General features: G+C 46.9%; 17 protein-coding genes. 5 read left to right on the forward strand and 12 right to left on the reverse strand.

From position 1 onward, the window contains the following. Positions 1-64: 64 nt before the first annotated feature. Positions 65-1,516: a tyrosine-type recombinase/integrase gene (locus tag AC1M2H_RS05940; protein WP_480150664.1), complete on the forward strand. Its 1,452-nt coding sequence runs from the start codon at positions 65-67 to the stop codon at positions 1,514-1,516. A 271-nt stretch (positions 1,517-1,787) separates the two neighbouring features. Here the strand turns inward: AC1M2H_RS05940 and AC1M2H_RS05945 are convergent, their stop codons facing one another. The 3 genes from AC1M2H_RS05945 to AC1M2H_RS05955 all read right to left on the reverse strand — a co-directional run bounded on the left by AC1M2H_RS05945 (position 1,788) and on the right by AC1M2H_RS05955 (position 4,963). Next, positions 1,788-2,216: a hypothetical protein gene (locus AC1M2H_RS05945; protein ID WP_480150665.1), complete on the reverse strand. Its 429-nt coding sequence runs from the start codon at positions 2,214-2,216 to the stop codon at positions 1,788-1,790. Positions 2,217-2,351: 135 nt separating this feature from the next. Beyond that, positions 2,352-4,013, reverse strand: coding sequence for a protein rep (locus tag AC1M2H_RS05950; RefSeq protein WP_480150666.1), 1,662 nt, complete (start codon positions 4,011-4,013; stop codon positions 2,352-2,354). Positions 4,014-4,447: 434 nt separating this feature from the next. Next, positions 4,448-4,963: a hypothetical protein gene (locus tag AC1M2H_RS05955; RefSeq protein WP_480150667.1), complete on the reverse strand. Its 516-nt coding sequence runs from the start codon at positions 4,961-4,963 to the stop codon at positions 4,448-4,450. A 69-nt stretch (positions 4,964-5,032) separates the two neighbouring features. On the opposite strand from AC1M2H_RS05955, the gene AC1M2H_RS05960 reads away from it, so the two are divergent. Beyond that, a protein-coding gene (locus AC1M2H_RS05960; protein WP_480147781.1) for an IS1 family transposase occupies positions 5,033-5,727 on the forward strand; the annotation gives its coding sequence in 2 pieces (ribosomal slippage) (positions 5,033-5,279 and positions 5,279-5,727; 696 coding nt in all). An 80-nt stretch (positions 5,728-5,807) separates the two neighbouring features. Here AC1M2H_RS05960 and AC1M2H_RS05965 read toward each other — a convergent pair. Continuing rightward, positions 5,808-6,095, reverse strand: coding sequence for a hypothetical protein (locus AC1M2H_RS05965; protein WP_480150668.1), 288 nt, complete (start codon positions 6,093-6,095; stop codon positions 5,808-5,810). Positions 6,096-6,477: 382 nt separating this feature from the next. Between AC1M2H_RS05965 and AC1M2H_RS05970 the strand changes: the two genes are divergently transcribed. Beyond that, the gene (locus tag AC1M2H_RS05970) at positions 6,478-6,720 is read left to right on the forward strand and encodes a hypothetical protein (RefSeq protein WP_480150669.1); all 243 of its coding nucleotides are present in this window, start codon (positions 6,478-6,480) and stop codon (positions 6,718-6,720) included. A 44-nt stretch (positions 6,721-6,764) separates the two neighbouring features. On the opposite strand, the gene AC1M2H_RS05975 is transcribed toward AC1M2H_RS05970, so the two are convergent. Together AC1M2H_RS05975 and AC1M2H_RS05980 are read right to left on the reverse strand one after the other, a co-directional pair. Then, positions 6,765-7,202, reverse strand: a complete 438-nt coding sequence (locus AC1M2H_RS05975; protein ID WP_480150670.1) for a GNAT family N-acetyltransferase — start codon at positions 7,200-7,202, stop codon at positions 6,765-6,767. A gap of 189 nt (positions 7,203-7,391) precedes the next feature. Then, positions 7,392-7,811, reverse strand: a complete 420-nt coding sequence (locus AC1M2H_RS05980) for a hypothetical protein (RefSeq protein ID WP_480150671.1) — start codon at positions 7,809-7,811, stop codon at positions 7,392-7,394. 378 nt (positions 7,812-8,189) lie between these two features. On the opposite strand from AC1M2H_RS05980, the gene mobQ reads away from it, so the two are divergent. Continuing rightward, the gene (gene mobQ / locus AC1M2H_RS05985) at positions 8,190-9,482 is read left to right on the forward strand and encodes a MobQ family relaxase (protein WP_480150672.1); all 1,293 of its coding nucleotides are present in this window, start codon (positions 8,190-8,192) and stop codon (positions 9,480-9,482) included. Here the strand turns inward: mobQ and AC1M2H_RS05990 are convergent. Continuing rightward, positions 9,423-10,120 (reverse strand): IS1 family transposase gene (locus AC1M2H_RS05990; protein ID WP_480149585.1). Its coding sequence is split into 2 segments (ribosomal slippage): positions 9,423-9,871 and positions 9,871-10,120, totalling 699 coding nucleotides; the frame shifts between segments, so codons are not numbered across the junction. The two genes, mobQ and AC1M2H_RS05990, sit on opposite strands and share 60 nt — an antisense overlap. Before the next feature lie 76 nt (positions 10,121-10,196). On the opposite strand from AC1M2H_RS05990, the gene AC1M2H_RS05995 reads away from it, so the two are divergent. Beyond that, positions 10,197-10,403, forward strand: a complete 207-nt coding sequence (locus tag AC1M2H_RS05995) for a hypothetical protein (RefSeq protein WP_480150673.1) — start codon at positions 10,197-10,199, stop codon at positions 10,401-10,403. Between the two features lie 384 nt (positions 10,404-10,787). On the opposite strand, the gene AC1M2H_RS06000 is transcribed toward AC1M2H_RS05995, so the two are convergent. From AC1M2H_RS06000 to AC1M2H_RS06020, 5 genes are all read right to left on the reverse strand, one after another. Further along, positions 10,788-11,567: a heme ABC transporter ATP-binding protein gene (locus tag AC1M2H_RS06000; protein ID WP_480150674.1), complete on the reverse strand. Its 780-nt coding sequence runs from the start codon at positions 11,565-11,567 to the stop codon at positions 10,788-10,790. Beyond that, a complete protein-coding gene (locus tag AC1M2H_RS06005; protein ID WP_480150675.1) occupies positions 11,560-12,555 on the reverse strand; it encodes a FecCD family ABC transporter permease in 996 nt (331 codons plus the stop codon). Before AC1M2H_RS06005 ends, AC1M2H_RS06000 begins: the two co-directional genes overlap by 8 nt. After that, positions 12,555-13,373 (reverse strand): heme/hemin ABC transporter substrate-binding protein, encoded by an 819-nt coding sequence (locus AC1M2H_RS06010; RefSeq protein WP_480150676.1) that lies wholly within the window; start codon positions 13,371-13,373, stop codon positions 12,555-12,557. The genes AC1M2H_RS06005 and AC1M2H_RS06010 overlap by 1 nt, the downstream gene beginning before the upstream one ends. Then, positions 13,370-14,410: a hemin-degrading factor gene (locus AC1M2H_RS06015; protein WP_480150677.1), complete on the reverse strand. Its 1,041-nt coding sequence runs from the start codon at positions 14,408-14,410 to the stop codon at positions 13,370-13,372. The genes AC1M2H_RS06010 and AC1M2H_RS06015 overlap by 4 nt, the downstream gene beginning before the upstream one ends. A gap of 72 nt (positions 14,411-14,482) precedes the next feature. Then, entirely contained in the window at positions 14,483-16,855 is a 2,373-nt protein-coding gene (locus AC1M2H_RS06020) for a TonB-dependent receptor domain-containing protein (RefSeq protein ID WP_480150678.1), read from the reverse strand. Between the last annotated feature and the right edge of the window lie 221 nt (positions 16,856-17,076).

Genomic DNA, 17,076 nt, shown 5'->3' on the forward strand with positions numbered 1-17,076 from the left:
ACGTGTAACTCAGTTATGATTTTGGTATCAGAAAAAAACACAACTAGGCTACACAGGTTGATTTATGAACATAATTCTTTCTAAAACAATGATTCTCAACAAGTTGTCAATAGACGTGCGACCCAGGGTTACTTTTGATGGTTTGATTGACTATGAGCCAAATCCAGATCGTAAGCCTTACATCGTCTTTGATGCTCATCGTGACGCTCCTGTGGGTTTCGGCGTTAAGGTCAGTGCTACAAAGAAAACGTATGTTCTACAACGTCGAGTTGCATCTGATCGTATCAGCACAAGAGAAAGTGGTAAATCAAGAGTCATCAAAGCGAAGGTAGGAAACATCGAAGACTTTTCATCATTAGAACAAGCACGTGATGCCGCTAGGCTACTTGCTCAAACAATGGTGAGCACAAAGCGAAATCCTAATGCGATCAGGCGTGAACTTGATGCAGCAGAATTAACATTAAGTGAGGTATTCGCTCAGTACAGGAATCATCTCACATCAAGAGCTAAGCCCGCTAAACCTAATACATTAGCTGTTTTCGACAAAGCAGAAAATCGCTTAAATGAGTGGCGTAGATACAGAATCAAAGATCTGTCAGGTGCAGCGATTTTAAACAAGTTTGATGAAATCGCTTCAAGAGCACGAACAGCAGCAGAGCAAACATTTCGGTGGGCTAATGTAGCTGTACGGCATGCAATAGAGATGGAAGCAATCAACGCCCAAACACAGCAGCGTGCAGCGTCATTGACTTACAACCCTTTTACGATTTTATCTGTCCAAAAGAAGTATAGAACACGCTCAGAGCTTGAAGAATCGTACAGAGAAAAGAACGTAAGAAACCCGCTTTCACCACGAGACACGCTGAAACAGTTTTTAGATGCGTTGTACTATAAACGCTTTACAAATCGGTTAGGGGCTGATTATTTGCTCGTCACAATTTTGAGCGGCACAAGAAAAGAAGAGTCAGCTTCGCTATGCTGGCGTGAAAAAATAACAGACGAAGAAGCCAAAATAACTAACTATGTTGATTTAGATAATCGAGTTATGTTTTTCTACGATACGAAAAACAGAAATAATCATACATTGCCTATATGTGATGCTATGTATAGAATTTTAGAAGATAGAAGAGATCTCGTCGAAGAGACTTACATAGGCTATGCCCGGCTAGAAAAATATGTTTTCCCTGCTCGCTCTAAAAGAAGTAAGACGGGGCATTATTCTGACTCACAAGAGTTACGCATTAAACTTTGCAAAGAAGCAAGATTAGTAAAGTTAGGTATGCATGATCTACGCCGAACATTTGGGCGTGTTGCGGAAGAACTAGCCTCTTATTCAGTAGTTAAAAGATTGCTCAATCACAGAAATACGATTGACCCAACAGAACGTTATGCCGATCCTGATTGGAACCGATTAAAAGAATCCTTGCAACGCATTGAACTAAATATTTTGTCTAAGTCGCCACGGCTCTATAACGATCTTCTTGCATCTGAGAAATATCCACCCTTAAATATGTGAAGTATTTTAATATATTATAAGGGCACATTTTTATACCATGTGCCCTTATTTAGTACCATCAGTAGTGATAGAAAAATGTTGATATTATATATTTTCTATAGAATGTACAGTAATAGAATCCATCCCACCTTTGACCTCTGTCAAAGAGTTAGAGGGATTCAGCAAGTATTCGACTATCTGATCGCTTGTAGGTTCGCAATTCCAAGTAATGATAATTGTATTGGTTGTTGGAGTGGTAGATTTATTATTAACTGTATATGTTATTTTATATTTATTGCTCATCAAACATTCCTCTCATGTTTTTTTGATATTGCTCTGACGATTTTAATGAGTCATAAAAGAAACTCCATTTTCTAAAAGCATTATCTTTAGAAATTAAACAAAAATTAAGTGCTATTCCAGGCCACACTGATCCCGTATTATTTGAAATTTTTTCCTCCATAGATTTACTGCATTTAACATCTTTATCAAATTCAATTAATGTTGATTTATTATTTATAATGTTATTTTGTATATGCGCTCGTAAAAAAGAAAGATATACATCTTCATCTTTTATAGCTGTATCGTAGCAATCAATATAAGAAGCATTGTCAACACTTATATCTTGACAGCTTTTAAGCTTTTGTTTAACCCCAGTGCTTACTCTGGAATAAATATCAGTTTCAAATGATGAATCAGCCAAAGCTGAAATACTTGTCATAGATATGATTATAGTTAAGGCTATTTTTTTATACGTGCTCATGTTAATATTTAACCTTAATGTGGTATAAGGTTTCCCTTTATCACCTTCGCGTCATATAGTCAATGATTATTTTTCTTTTATGCTAACCAACACCTAAAAATCCAATTGACTTAAACAGTCTATAAAATTTAGGCTATCGATAAATATATTGCATTCTGGCTCCACTAGGTCTAAATCAGCACAGAAATCAAATATATCGTATACATGATTTCTGTCATGAACCATGTAGTACTCATATTCATTAATCATAACTCTATGACCACAATCAACAAGTCTCCTGTGATCTCTCCTCTTAGCTTTTTTCTCTTCATTAAGTTCTATAATACTATTATTAAGTTCTTTAAGATTACGAGAGGTTGGTGCATCATCATACAATTGCATTTTTAGATGAATATTTTTGTCGTAATCGATATTCATCGCTTTCTTAAATATATCCATTTCGACCTTTTTGTTTTCAATGGATTTTACAATAGAAAAACGTTTGTTAAAGAAGGCAGTTTCTAATGTTGATTTTTCAACGTAGTATTCTTTTTCTTTTTCAGAGAAACCAGCAAGAAAGATATGGCTATCTTTTATTTCATCAAGATTGCATTTATCTTTTATATTATCTAAAAACTCTTTTTCATTATAGTATTTACCAGTGTTTTCTTTTTTTATTTTTGCTTTTTCTTCTTTATAAGCACCGAAAAAAGAAATCAATCTTTTACCCCTAATCTGTTTATCATGTTCCCATGACCAGTTATCACCATTAAATATACTGTCATCTTTCGTCATATATTTCGTTACGTAATAGATTGCTCTTTCAGCATTGTCATTATCAAAGAAGTTTTTAGTAGTTAAATAATCTTCAACAGCTAGTTTTTCCAGATCGTCTTCTGCTGTCAATTCTATGCCTGTTTTCTTCTTCTTTTTTCGCTCTTTTTTCTTCTGTTCGTTTATTTTATTTTTCTCTATGCCCTTGTCAGATAATAATCTTCTAATATTAACAATAGCACCATCAGGATAATCAGCGTCATTCCACTCTAATCCATATCTTTTAAATCCTTTTTTAAGCCACATAGTCCAGATTGCAGATAGTTTTTTTTCTGATAGATAATAGTTGCAGAAATAGCTATTTTTTACTTGCCAAAGATCATGTATATGAGGGTGGCAATGTTTAGGACCTGTTTTTCCTCGTGTAGTTTCAAAACATCTGAAACCACCAATAAGGAACTTTGTAAAAGGTTCTCTACGAAGCATTTCGCTATGCGCCCAACTCATAGCAGACATGACTTTATTCTCATCTTCTATGAGAGGGTTTTTAACTGTGAAGGTTGGCATTAAAAAACTGTCATTATCTCTTTCTTCTGACACCCTGGGAACAATTTGTTTTATCTGATCCTGTAAGAGAAAAGATCTTATTCTCTGACAGTAAGGACATAATCTATCACGACAGCGATGATTTAAAAGGCTTGTAGCTTTATCATTCGCGACAAGATAAAAACCTTTTTGGCGACAAGCATAGATTCTACCAGCCCTTTTTAGAATAGTGTTGTTTTTAGAAACATTGGCTTTTTTATAGACGTGTTTTGCTATTTCTATATTATGAGACTTTCTTTTATTCAATATACCTGCATTTGCAGGAGCTATGTCTTTTAGTCTCAATGAACTAATAACGTTAGAATTATAGATAGAGTCAAATATATTTTTAAAGTTTTTTGCTGGTTCTTTATTATTATATTTGACATTTTGTTTTTCTTGTATAATATTAAACATGTAAACGATTTAAAACCTCTTTATTTATTTAGCCTTCGTAAGTTAATAGATAAGAGGTTTTTTTCTTTTTGTCAAATATAAGTATTCCGAATAAATATATTATCATAGTATTTCCATCATAATCCTTTGTCTATTTTTAGTTTTTTATCAGCTCTTAGGTATTTTTATAAAAATACCCGCAGCAGGGCATCCCAAAATATATAGAAACAACTCTTTTTTCTTACGAACAATATGCTTGCAAGCCCCGTTCCGTAAGGCTTGCAAGCATATTGTGCATTGCGAGTTGTTTCTATATATATCAAGGGGAGGGGCGCGGACAATGTGCGCCATATTTCATTTTCTGCAATGTTTTATTTTTTGTTGATATTTTTGCAATGCTTATTAGGAAGGGACAATAAGGGGGAATCCCCCCTTATTTAAAATGGCTATCATATTTAACGAATAACACCACTTTTCATCTTAATAACTTTCCATGCCATGTTTCCATTATTGTGTGTATTAAACGTTCTGTCACCAATGTCAACGCCAGTAATATTCACTTTCTGACCTTTTTTGTATTTCAGAATATCATCATCTTGACCAGCATAGTAGTTCAACAGAACTGCGCCGCCACAGTAATTGGTGTCGGAAGTCTTGAAGATAATCGCATAGGTTTTATGATCACGCTGTGCACCAAGATACTTCATAGTATCATAAGCTTCCTGTGCTTCTAACACTGTTGCGTTATTTATAGAAACTCTTTTGCCAATCCAATTTTTCTTACCGGCCATTGCATTAGCTTCATAATCACGGCAAATAGCCCCTAATCCGTTAACAGTGTTGACGGGAAGGTTATCCGCTTCGGATGTACTACTTTTATTACCAGAAGGGCTTAAAACACTATTTAAAGAAGAGAATGACGAGCTTAATGTATCAGCAGCATTATTTAACTGCTGGCACCCTGCTGTCATCAAAAACGATGGGGTAATGCCTTCAATCGATAGAAAACCATGATATGCTACTGGTATTTAGGGCTTTCTATGGCTACCGTTACTGTTCATTGTCCTCGTTGCCATTCCGATTCTGTTTATCGCCATGGGCACAGCTGTTCCGGGCACGAGCGCTTTCGTTGCCGGTCATGTCGCCGCGTTTTTCAGCTGGCTTATACCTATGAAGCCAGAAAACCCGGTGTAAAAGAACAGATAGTTGAACTGGCACACAACGGTGCCGGCGTCCGCGATACCGCCAGAGTTCTTAAGGTCGGTATCAATACCGTCATACGGACATTAAAAAGCTCTCGCCGTCCCGGATAACCGCTTCTCCTGTCGCTCATGCCGATGTGGCACTCATCTGCGAGCTTGATGAGCAGTGGGGCTTTGTTGGCAGTAAAGCCCGGCAGCACTGGCTCTGGTATGCTTACAATACCAAAACGGGTGGCGTACTGGCTTATACTTTCGGCCCACGTACCGATGAGACATGTCGGGAACTGTTGGCCCTGTTGACGCCCTTTAGCATCGGCATGATTACCAGCGATAACTGGGGCAGTTATGCCAGAGAGGTGCCGAAGGAGATACATCTGACTGGTAAAATTTTCACACAGCGCATTGAGCGAAACAATCTGACGCTGCGAACCCGTATCAAGCGGCTGGCACGCAAAACAATATGTTTTTCACGTTCCATCGAATTGCACGAAAAGGTCATCGGTGCCTTCATCGAAAAGTACATGTTCTACTGATTGGAGGCATTACCAACGATGGAAAGCATAAAGCGGCAATGGTTCTTTTCATTAAGATGCACCTATGTCTTTTAATAAAGCTATCTGTACCAGATGGTTTTATTTCTTTTTGAAAAATAAATTACCAGAATAGGGAGGAGCAACATCAAGATGAAAATGCCATATCCAACCACTGAACTGTGCGCCATCACCCCAGCACAAACACCGAAAATCGCACCAAAGATACCGCATGGAATGATTGTGGCAGCAACTTGTCTTTCCTGCTTCTGCAAATGACGAGCAAGTGAGCTGACTTTTTCAGCCCCACAACCACGACAAACCGTAGCTTCCTCATGAACTGCGGCTTTACAAAATGGGCACTCTGACATGTTCTTTCCTTAGTATGAGTTCATAACTAATTGATATAATTGATCCCTTTCGAAAGGACTGTCATATCGTTTGTATCGATCAAAAATCAAATTATGATAGGTTTTAACTATTATATTATCTTTTATTGATCGATTAAATCAATTGTTTTACCGATCGATGATATGTGTTTTGATAGTTTTAGGCTATCATATAGTGAAATATGATCGTTGTTACCGATCAAATTGGTCATTAAAATCATTTGTCTAATAGGTAGAGGGTTCACTTCGTTCGCCTTCTACCCTTGCCAAGTTTTTCTATGGTAGAGTTGTCAATCACTAAATCGGAACCCTTAAAAGGGAACCTCCGATTTAGCGTTTGACAATTTAAACTATGGGGTGTTGTGTGGTATTTACAGACAAAGAAAGAGTAGAAATAGTGGTACAAGAGATTAGCACTCTTGATGATGCAGAACTGGACATGATAGGCGAATATTTCGAAGATGAAAAAATGAGAAAAGATTTTATGTTTAGGAACGATGGAAAACCAAACATTGAACTAATACTAACTCATTTTGATATGTTAGATAGCTTAAAACAAAGAGCTATCATTCATTTTGCTAAGTACGAAACTTATAAAAGGGTCTAAAAAAAGGGTTATTATCTGTATCAGCTCAGATTTGAGCTGATAGTTTATAAAGACTTTTTCATAAAGATACGGCTCGTTCCCTCGGGTTTGCAGTCAATTCGCCCGAATTCTTCCCAACCGTGTTTTTTGTAGAATTCAGGGGCCTGAAAGCTAATTGTGTATAAGAATGCTGCAGTACAGCCCCTTTTCCTTCCTTCCTCCTCAAAGCGGAAAAGGATTTCTGTGCCAATCCCCATATTCCGCAACTCCGGTGGAAGATAGAAAAGATCTATAAAAAGTAGACCTAATGAAGAGCGCCCTTGCATTCCCCCTAGTACTTCACCATTTTTATTTGATTTTATTAATACAGCCAATGGCTGGCGATCACTCATCCCTGTCATTAATTCGTTGAAATTGTTAAGACCTTCTTCAATAGGAAGTAATTGTGTAGCGTCAGGATTTGCGCAGACTTCTAAATTTATCTCTTCGACAATACTATTCATCTAAAATGTCCATTTCAATTTAAATTATGTTTAAATATACAGTATACAGATACAATATCAAGAGCTTTGTCGTATAATGTTCGCGTTTAAGTTGCCCCATCAACTTTCGCTTATGGCACAGGGCTGCCTGTCAGATTAGGTTTTTCTCTGTGCCATGGGTGTGTCAGGTCGAATCCTAGCTGATATACTTTATCTATTCATATCCAACAATGCTAATGCATCTTCTGATAATTCTGGTTTCTTATCAGTTTTATCAGCATTTGAAAGGGGCGGAACCTTTGCCGTGGGCTGATCTTCATTTTTAGGCTTATCATTATTTAAACGCCACGCGTTTAAAATCTCTAATCCTCGGTCTTTATTCTGTTTTTGATTAATATAGTCTTTTTTACGTTCCAGAAAACCGAGCATAAAAGGTAAGTTATTTTCAAGCTCTTTATGGTCTAAATCTAATAGTTTCATTATCGCAGTGCTGAAAACAATAATATTGTGCGTGCGTTCTCTTCTTTCTGCTTCTTTCTGTTTTCTATTTCGTTGTACCACTTTATTTTTAATCGCATTAAGTTTTTGTTGATGATATATGAGTTTTTCTTCTAGTGTTTTTCCTGCCATTTTTTACCTCTCTTATTATTTTGTGGAATTCTTGCCATAGGCATTGTATCGCTTCGCTCGCCGTGCCGATCGCAAATAATAAAATATTTTTTTGATGCATTTATTTAAATATTGGATTTAATGCATTGCATTTTTATTATGTCTATTTATTAATATATTTCCGTCAATTTGTCAAAAGTGAATATCCATGTTAAAACTTATATATAAAGAAAAACGAGATTTTCATTGCAGTTATTTTCAGAGCGACCAGCGATGAAAAATAACAAAGCAATGCCCGCTTACACAAAAATTTCGCTGCGCTTATTTTTGTAGCGGGTCTGGCGGGAGCCTCTAAAATCAAAAGCAAAAAAAGAGAAACACAAGAGAAAAGGATTACACATGGCTATATATAGTTTTCAATGTAAGATAGTTTCCCGTGCAGGAAAACTCAATAATGCAGTCGCTCATGCTGCATATATTAATCGTCAAGATCTACATAATGATCGTGATGGTTCAACATGGAAGTATGCGAAAAAGCATGATGATATTTATCATTCTGATGTTTTGCTTCCAGAGGGTGCAGACCTTAAATTTAAAGATGCTTCTTATCTTTGGAACGAAGTAGAAAAGAAAGAAAATCGTTCTAACAGTCGCCTTGCTCGTTCGTTCATTATTGCTTTACCTAATGAGTTAAAGCATGAGCAGAATAGAGAACTACTTGAAGATTTCATCACGGAACATTTTACTAAACAGGGCATGATTGCAAACTATGCTATTCATATTGATAACCCTGAAAATATTCATGCCCACATTATGACAACGACAAGGGAACTTGCCATAAACGGTAAGGAGTTTGCAAAAAAGAACGTGATCGGAAGAACATGGAATAACGATGAAATGTTAGAGCAGTGGCGAAAAGGTTGGGCTGATATAGCAAATAAGCATCTTGCAAAATATGGCCATCAAACACGCATTGATCACCGTACACTTGAAGCACAGTTAAAAGATGCTCTTGATAACTTTGAATCAGATCCATCCGCCGAAAATTATAAAAAGGTTATTGAGTTAGACAGACCTGCAACTAAATACATTAACAGGCGTGATTTTAATGATGATGTGAAAAATCAACGTGTCTACGAAAGACAAGAACACGATAAAAAAGTTGATGAGGAATACCAATCATTTAAAAATATATTAAATACAAAGGAGCCTATTATTATTGATCTTAAAAAACCAGAGAAGAAAAAAAAAGAATCTAAACCTGTTGAAATTGTAAAAGTCAGAAGACCACGCAATAAAGTTATGTTTTCCTCTCCTGATACAACATCTAAAAACAATGAGATAAAATCCCCGCTCGCACGTAAACCAGCATCTTCATATGCTGGAACGAGTGCCAATAGCGAAAATAAGGTGTTAGACGTTCATAAAGCAAAGAAAAACGACACCCCAGGAAAACAGCTATCTAAAATGGCAGGGGCATTAATGATGGCGTTCGTAAATCGTATACAAGACATTTTTGCAGGTAAGTTTGAGAAAAAAACAAAAGAAGAATCCAACCATCAAGGGGCTGTCAGTAATAGTGTTTTAAAGAGTCCTGCTATTCAACAAGAGAAGAAAGGTAATGACTCCAATTTATTGGTAATGATTTATCGTCAGATAGTGCCCAATGACTTTGTCATGCAGTTCCACTGATTTTGAGAACGACAGCGACTTCCTGCCCAGCCGCGCCAGATGCTGCCTCAGGTTCAGGTTGTGCCGCTCAATACGCTGCGTGTAACGCTTGCTGATAACGTGCAGCTTTCCCTTAAGACGGGATTCATACAGCGGCCAGCCGTCTGTCATCCATACCACCACTTCAAAAGCCGACAGCAGGCTCAGAAGACGTTCCAGTGTGGCCATGGTCCGCTCACCAAAGACGTGTGCCACCACCGTCCTGCGTATCCTGTCATACGCGTAAAACAGCCAGCGCTGGCGCGATTTGGCCCCGACGTAACCCCACTGCTCGTCCATCTCCGCACAGACGATGACGTCACTTCCCGGATTTATCCGGGAGGTTACTGACTGTGGCCTGAGTTTTTTAAATGGCGGAAAATGGTGTTGAGGCCAATGCCCATAATGCGTGCGGTAGCGCGGCAACCGACTCCGTTCATGGCCATATCAATGATTTTCTGGTGTGTACCGGGCTGAGAAGCGGCATAAGTGAACTGAAGCTGCCATGTTTTACGGCAGTGAGAGCAGAGATAACGCTGATGCCCGGCAGTACTTTTGCCGTTACGCATCACGCCCTCAGTGGCGGAACAGGAGGGACAGCAGACGGAGACGGAAGCCACAGGTGCACCTCAAAAACACCATCATACACTAAATCAGCAAGTTGGGTGCATTACCGAGAAGAAAGACGATAGCGTCATGGTTGATCCCGTTACCAGAAGAATGATTTCAACAGTTCAATGGGACAAAATGACAGAGTACTCAAACAACTACAACAGTACAGAAAACAACAAGGCTCTGTTTGAACGCGAGAAAAAAATCAGGGAGCAATCCGAGCCTAATCCACGCCCTCGACCAGGGCCTAAACCTGAGAAGCACAAAAAATACAAGTATACGCCTCATTAACACTCGACATTGTTTTGTTCGGGTGTTACTTTAGACCTTCTCACCATTCTGTACGTTTTTTAATCCCCCAAGAAGTAACCCATAAGTAACTCAAACTTCCTTACAATTATTATTCTTGTTTTAAATCAACGTGTTAAAAAACATAAAAAATACTGCTGCATCATTGGGGTGTGGGCGTCGAGATTGTCGATTGTACTCATAGAAAGTTATCCAGCTCCCTGGGTTTTAATGGGTTGCGATCTTTTTTGTTTTCGTTGGTATCACATTGGAGAGACATCATAACGGAGATACGACTTTCAGGGAAAGTGACGAAACGAGATGCAGCGATCCGCGTTCCAGTTGCTAAAGCGGGTAGCGCGGACGATCGCGCTACCCGCGGCGGGATTAGGGCGCCAGATAGACCTGCGGGATCGCGTGGTCGGGGTGCTGGCCGGTGCGCACGTCGGCGCCGTACCAGCGGCTGATGATCGGCTGCTGTATCACCTCATGCGGCGTGCCTTCCGCCACCAGCTTCCCCTGATGCATCAGCAGGATATGGTCGGCCCACAGCGCGGCGAGGTTAAGATCGTGCAGCACGATGCAGACGTGCAGCATGCCGCTGCGGGTCAGCCGCTTCAGCAGGCGCAGCAGGTGCTGCTGATAGTAGAGATCCAGCGCCGAGGTCGGCTCATCAAGAAACAGCCAGCCCTGCGGCGCGTTGTCGCGCCACAGCTGGGCGAGGCAGCGGGCCAGCTGCACCCGCTGCTGCTCGCCGCCGGAGAGCGAAGGGTAGCGCCTGCCGGCCAGATGGTCGCAGCCGGTCTCCGCCATCACCCTGCGTACCGTCTGCAGGTCGGGGGTTTTGCCCCACGGCGAGCGCCCCATGGCGATCACCGTCTCAATGGGCCAGTCGGCGTGCAGCTGCGTGCGCTGCAGCATCACCGCCCGGCGGCGGGAGAGCGCCTCCGGCGTCCAGCTTTCCAGCGGCCGGTCCTCCACGATCCGTTCGCCGCTGTCGGGGGTTAAAAAGCCGGTCAGCAGGCGGAGCAGGGTCGATTTGCCCGCGCCGTTCGGGCCAATCAGCGCCGTCATTCCGGCTGCGCTCAGCTGCAGAGAAATATCGTTAATCAGCAGGCGTTGGCCGACGCGCAGCGACAGAGAGCGGGCGATATAGCTGTTATCCATTGAGCGTCCTCTGCTGGCGGAAAATAAGCCATAAAAACCACGGCGCGCCGAGCATGCTGGTCAGCAGGCCGACCGGCATTTCGGCGGGCGCGGCGACGGTGCGGGCGAGGGTATCGGCGAGGAGCAGTAAAATCGCGCCGGCGAGCAGCGAGCCGGGGACCAGGCCGCGATGGTCCGGCCCCAGCCACATCCGCATCAGATGCGGAACCACCAGGCCAATAAAGCCGATCACTCCGCTGACGGCGACCGACGCCGCCACCAGTAGCGCGCTGCACAGCAGCAGAAGTCGCTGCAGCGCCCGGACGTTGACCCCGAGGTAGTGCGCTTCTTCATCGCCGAGCTGCAGTAAATTGAGGCGCGTCGCCATCAGCCATACCGCCGCTGACGCCGGAACCATCAGCGTGGCCGCCACCAGCAGCGTAGGCCACTCGGCCTGTCCGAGGCTGCCCATTCCCCACAGCGAAAGCTGGCGCAGCTGCGTGTCGTTGCTTATCCACGCCAGCACGCCCACCAGCGCGCCGCACAGCGCGTTGATGGCAATCCCGACCAGCAGCAGGCGCGACAGCGAGCCGCCGCCGGCCCGGCTGAGGATAAAAATTACCACCATGACCGCCATGCTGCCGATAAACGCCGCCAGCATCGGGGTGTAGAGCGCCACCAGCACCGGGACCGACAGCGGCAGCACCAGCCAGCAGGCTACCGCCAGCGCCGCGCCGCTGCTGATCCCCAGCAGGCCGGGGTCGGCGAGCGGGTTGCGAAACAGCCCCTGCATCACGCAGCCGGAGAGCGCCAGCGCGGCACCCACCAGCAGCGCCAGCAGCACGCGGGGCAGGCGAATCGTCAGCCAGATATGGCGCAGCACTTCATCGCCGGACGGCCACAGGCTGGCGAGCGGCAGACGCATCGCCCCGAGAGTGGTGGCGAACAGCGTCAGCCCTGCCAGCAGCAGCAGCATGAGCCACAGCGTTCGGGCGGGAGCAACGCGCATCAGGGCAGCTGCTCCGCTTTTTGCCGCAGTTCGAGCACCGCCTGCGGCGTGCGCGGGCCGAACCCGAGCAGCGCCATATCGTCAATCACCAGCACCTGCTTATTGCGGCCCGCCGGGGTTTGCGCGAGGCCGGGGAGCTTCCACAGGCCCGCTTCGCCTCCCATGCCCTTAAGCCCGTCGGCGGAAATCACCACCAGGTCCGGCAGGCTGGCGATCACCCCCTCCTGGGACATGCTGCGGTAGTGGTCGAAGCCCTGCATCGCGTTCTGCAGGCCGGCGGCGCGGATTGCGCCATCGGCCGCCGTCTGCTTCCCGGCAACCAGGGTGCTCATTCCGCCGTGGCTGAGAATAAACAGCACCCGCTTGTTAAGCGGCCGGGTGGGGATCTGCGCGATCTGCTGGTGCAGCGTCTGCAGCAGCGCATCGCCCTGTGCCTGTTTGCCTAAGGCCCCGGCAATCGTAGCGACCTTGTTGTCGATCGCCGCCAGATCGTAGCCGCCCGGTACGTCGATGACCTTCACGCTGCTTTCCTGCACCTTTTTTAGCACCAGCGAAGGCTGGGCCTGGGCGCTGGCCAGCACGAGGGTCGGACGCAGCGAGAGGATCCCTTCGGCGTTGAGCTGGCGCAGATAGCCAACGTCCGGCAGCGACTGGGCCTCGGCGGGCCAGGTGCTGGTGCTGTCTTTGGCGACCAGCTGCTGCTGGGCATCGAGGGCGTAAACCACTTCGGTGACGTCGCCACCGAGGGTGATGATGCGCTCGGCGGCGGCGCTGGCAAACAGCGGCAAGGCCGTCAGCAGTACGAGCCAGCGCTTCATGCGGTCTGTCCTTCCGTCGTCAGACGGTCAACCTGGCTGCGCCACTGCTCCTGCTCCGGGTGGCCTTCGCTGCGCTGGCCGAAGAGCTGGGCGATCTGCGTGCCATCTTTGGCGAACAGCTCGACGCTGGTGACGTGACCGTCAGCGGTCGGCTTGCGGGTCACCCAAACCTCATCAACGCTGTCTTCGCGCAGGTGCAGCGTAAAGGTGCTATTGAAAATATTGAGCCAGCCGCGCATCGGCAGCAGCTTTTCGAGCGCGCCGGTGAAAATTTGCACGCAGCCGCGGTTGCCGACGAAAATCATAATTTCGTTGCCCTCTTCGCGGACGGTGCCCAGCAGGCGCGGCAGGGCATCGTTTTCAATGCGGCAGGCGAGGTCGTCGCTCACCGCCCGGAAAGCCTGCTGGCGCGACAGATTGTGCTTTCTCAGCAGGACGAAGAACTGGTGCACGTCGGTCATCGCGCGCCATTCGCTCTCCAGCGCGGCTGCGTCGACGGTATCGGCATATTTTGCGATCTCCGCCGGACGAATTTTCAGCGGCGTTGGTTCGTTTTGGGTATGCTCAGCGATCAGCGCGTCCCAGGCGACCATATCGGTTTGCTCGATGGCGTAGACCTTCAGCAGCGCGTCGCCGTGATGATCGAAGAACTGAATGCTCTGACGATCGTTATCGGTCAGGTGGAACGCGCTAGCCCACTGGCTGAGAAACAGGCGCAGGTCGAGGGCCCGCGGGTTGAGCACCAGCCCGGCGTGGCCGGTGAGGTGCTGGTGGGTAAATTCGCCGACCTGCTCGTGTACCGCGTATTCGTTGCGGCAAATGCACTTCGTTTCGCCGACCGCTTCCAGCGCGGCCAGAATCGCGCGCGCGTCGTCCTGCAGACGCACGGCATCGTAGCCGAGGCGAGCTTCGGTCAGTTCGGCTTCGCTAATCCCCATTTCGGCGGCGATATCGCGGGCGTATTTGGCGGAAGATTGCGCTTTAGTGGTCAGATAGCGCTGCCACAGCGGGGCATGTTGATGTTGAGCGTCTCGCATAATTCACATCCTTCTCTACGATGAGTATCCCCGGCACGATGGCCGGGGGCAGGTTTCTTATTATCTGGCCGATCAAAAATCGACGTTCACGCCCAGCTGCCAGGTACGGCCAGGCATCGTCGCCAGCGCTTTGTCGTTGGCATCCTGGTTGGTCGATGTCTCAATATTACGGCTGCTCAGGTAATCCCAGTATTTACGATCGGTAATGTTGTAAATCCCGCCGTTCAGGCGCACGTTCTTCGCCACCTGCCAGTAAGCGGTCCAGTCGAGCATGCCGTAGCCGGGCACGCGCATATATTCGCTGGTGGAATCTGTGATCGCCGAGCCGGTGTTGGTATAGCTTTCGCGGTTGGTGGTGCTGGCACGTTTGCCCTTAACAAAGGTCGCGGTCAGCGCGGTACCGTACACTTTTGCCGGGTCGTCCCACGCCACGCCGACGATAGCCTTCATTGGCGCGACGCTATCGAGGTCAACGTACTTGTCGCCGTTATAGCTGGACTTCGATTTCCCTTCGCTATAGCCGTAGGCGAGGGTGGCGCTCAGGCCGTTAACCTCTTCAAACCAGGTGCCAAAGTTAAATTTGGCGCTGATTTCGCCGCCGTAGATATAGGCCTTATCGCGGTTTTCCGCCTGGTAAATGGTGTAGATATTTGACGGCACGTTGGTGAAGTGATCCGGGTTGCCGGAGCGGGTATAGCGGCTATAAGCGATAAAGTTTTTATAGCTGTTGTAGAACAGCGCGGTGCGCATGGTGATGCCTTCCGTCACCTCGCCCTTCATCCCCCACTCGAAGTTATCGCTGGTTTCGGTTTTCAGATCGGTGTTGCCGATCAGCGCGTACTGCGCCCGTCCGGCATAGCTGGAACCGAGGTTCCATGAGCCGTACAGCTGGCTGGCGTTCGGGAACTGCGCGCCGCGCTGGTACTGCAGGTAGGTCATCAGGCGCGGAGTCATCTCGTACTGCAGGGTCAGCGACGGCAGCGCCTGGGTATCGGAGTTCTTACCGTACAGCGTCGAGACGGCGGAGCCGGTCAGCACGCTGCTGTTGGTGGTCAGATCCGAGAGGTTCTCAGGCTTGGTAGATTGGTGCACTACGCGAATGCCCGGGATCACGGCGAAGTTATGGCTGTCTAGATCGAAGTTAATCTTATCCTGCACGAAGCCGGCGATGACGTAGCCGCGGCTATCCGCTTCCGGCTGCATGATCGCGCTGTAGACGCTCGGCACCGGGGACTGGCTGAACGGACGCTGGGTTTTGCTGGTGCTGGCGTTGAGGCCGCCGCTCAGGTCATGACGGCCCACGGATTTGGCCAGCGCGGTCTGGAACCCCCAGGTGTCGGTGTCAAAGTTCGAGTTCACGGTCTCCATTGCCAGGGTGGTGCTATCCGGCATATAGGTCCAGTCATGGGCCTCGGTATGCTGGTAGTAGACCTTAGTCGACATGCTATCGATATAGTCGTTCATCGGCGTCCAGTCGTCTTTCAGGCTCAGGCCCCAGCGACGCGTCTGGCTGGTCTGGTTGGCGGTGCCGATAACGCTGCTGCCGCTGGAGTCCCAGGTGTCGTAATGCGTATGGTTGGTTTTATGGTAGTAATCGAAGGTGCCGGTCAGCTTGTGCTCTTCATTTGGCTGCCAGATCCCGGAAGTCATAAAGGCGTCGGAGTGCCAGTTGGCCGGGTATGAATCGATCGTTCCGCTGTTATTTTCCGTTTCCTGACCGTCGCGACGGCTGTAGACGAAGATCCCGCGCAGGGTCTCATCGCCGCCGGCGATGGTGACGCCGTTGTGCCAGCTGCGGTCGGCGGAGTCGTAGCCGCTCTGGTAGCCGAAGGCGCTGGTTTTGCCCGGACGCAGGTAGTCATCGGCAGATTTCGGACGGAAAGAGACGTTACCGCCGATGGAGCTGTTGGCCGTTTCGGTGGAGGTGGCGCCGGACTGAATATCAATGCTGCCGTACATGTACGGGTCAATGTAGTCGCGGCCGATGCCGAAGGTGTTGAGGCCCGCGCGGCTGACGTAGCTGCGTCCGGTGGCGTTCGGCTGGGCGATACCGTCGACGTCGATACCGACGCGGTTGCTCTCCATGCCGCGAATGTTGTAGCCGGTGTAGCCGCCGCGGTCGAAGCCGCTTTTGCCGTTGCCCGATCCGCCGCTGGCGCCGGTGGCGCCAATCAGCGGCTCATAGCGCATGATGGAGCCGAAATCTTTGGCGCCTTTGTCCTGCAGATCCTGAGCGCTAATGGAGTGTTCGCTGCCTGCTTTCAGCACGGGAGCCGGTGCGGTCACGGTCATCACCTCCGAGCTATCATCGGATGATGCATCGCTGGTAAGGTTTTTATTGGTGCTGTCAGCCGCCCCGGCGGTGGTCTGATAAATTGCTGCGAGCAAAGAAGTCACCAGCAGGCTTTTTTTAAACCATGCCGTTGACTGAGTGGATTTGTACATAGTAGCCACGCCTTGATAATTATTAGTATTGGCCCACGCGTTACTTCCAGATTGGTCGATTCACCCCGTGATTTCCCTTTGCTGGCGAATTCCTTCCCTGTGATCCTGCTAATACTAATGATAAGTATTTCCATTTGCAACCAATTCATTATATCTCCACATTTTATCCATAAAGTTGATTACAATTCGGCTTAACGATTAACGTACCTGATCATTTGGGT

The organism is Klebsiella sp. F11 (assembly GCF_056712265.1).

Bases quoted from the DNA above. Each gene is read 5' to 3' on its own strand.
- AC1M2H_RS05940 (WP_480150664.1), top strand. From the start codon at position 65: ATGAACATAATTCTTTCTAAAACAATGATTCTCAACAAGTTGTCAATA.
- AC1M2H_RS05945 (WP_480150665.1), bottom strand. From the start codon at position 2,216: ATGACAAGTATTTCAGCTTTGGCTGATTCATCATTTGAAACTGATATT.
- AC1M2H_RS05950 (WP_480150666.1), bottom strand. From the start codon at position 4,013: ATGTTTAATATTATACAAGAAAAACAAAATGTCAAATATAATAATAAA.
- AC1M2H_RS05955 (WP_480150667.1), bottom strand. From the start codon at position 4,963: ATGACAGCAGGGTGCCAGCAGTTAAATAATGCTGCTGATACATTAAGC.
- AC1M2H_RS05965 (WP_480150668.1), bottom strand. From the start codon at position 6,095: ATGTCAGAGTGCCCATTTTGTAAAGCCGCAGTTCATGAGGAAGCTACG.
- AC1M2H_RS05975 (WP_480150670.1), bottom strand. From the start codon at position 7,202: ATGAATAGTATTGTCGAAGAGATAAATTTAGAAGTCTGCGCAAATCCT.
- AC1M2H_RS05980 (WP_480150671.1), bottom strand. From the start codon at position 7,811: ATGGCAGGAAAAACACTAGAAGAAAAACTCATATATCATCAACAAAAA.
- mobQ (WP_480150672.1), top strand. From the start codon at position 8,190: ATGGCTATATATAGTTTTCAATGTAAGATAGTTTCCCGTGCAGGAAAA.
- AC1M2H_RS05995 (WP_480150673.1), top strand. From the start codon at position 10,197: ATGGTTGATCCCGTTACCAGAAGAATGATTTCAACAGTTCAATGGGAC.
- AC1M2H_RS06000 (WP_480150674.1), bottom strand. From the start codon at position 11,567: ATGGATAACAGCTATATCGCCCGCTCTCTGTCGCTGCGCGTCGGCCAA.
- AC1M2H_RS06005 (WP_480150675.1), bottom strand. From the start codon at position 12,555: ATGCGCGTTGCTCCCGCCCGAACGCTGTGGCTCATGCTGCTGCTGCTG.
- AC1M2H_RS06010 (WP_480150676.1), bottom strand. From the start codon at position 13,373: ATGAAGCGCTGGCTCGTACTGCTGACGGCCTTGCCGCTGTTTGCCAGC.
- AC1M2H_RS06015 (WP_480150677.1), bottom strand. From the start codon at position 14,410: ATGCGAGACGCTCAACATCAACATGCCCCGCTGTGGCAGCGCTATCTG.
- AC1M2H_RS06020 (WP_480150678.1), bottom strand. From the start codon at position 16,855: ATGTACAAATCCACTCAGTCAACGGCATGGTTTAAAAAAAGCCTGCTG.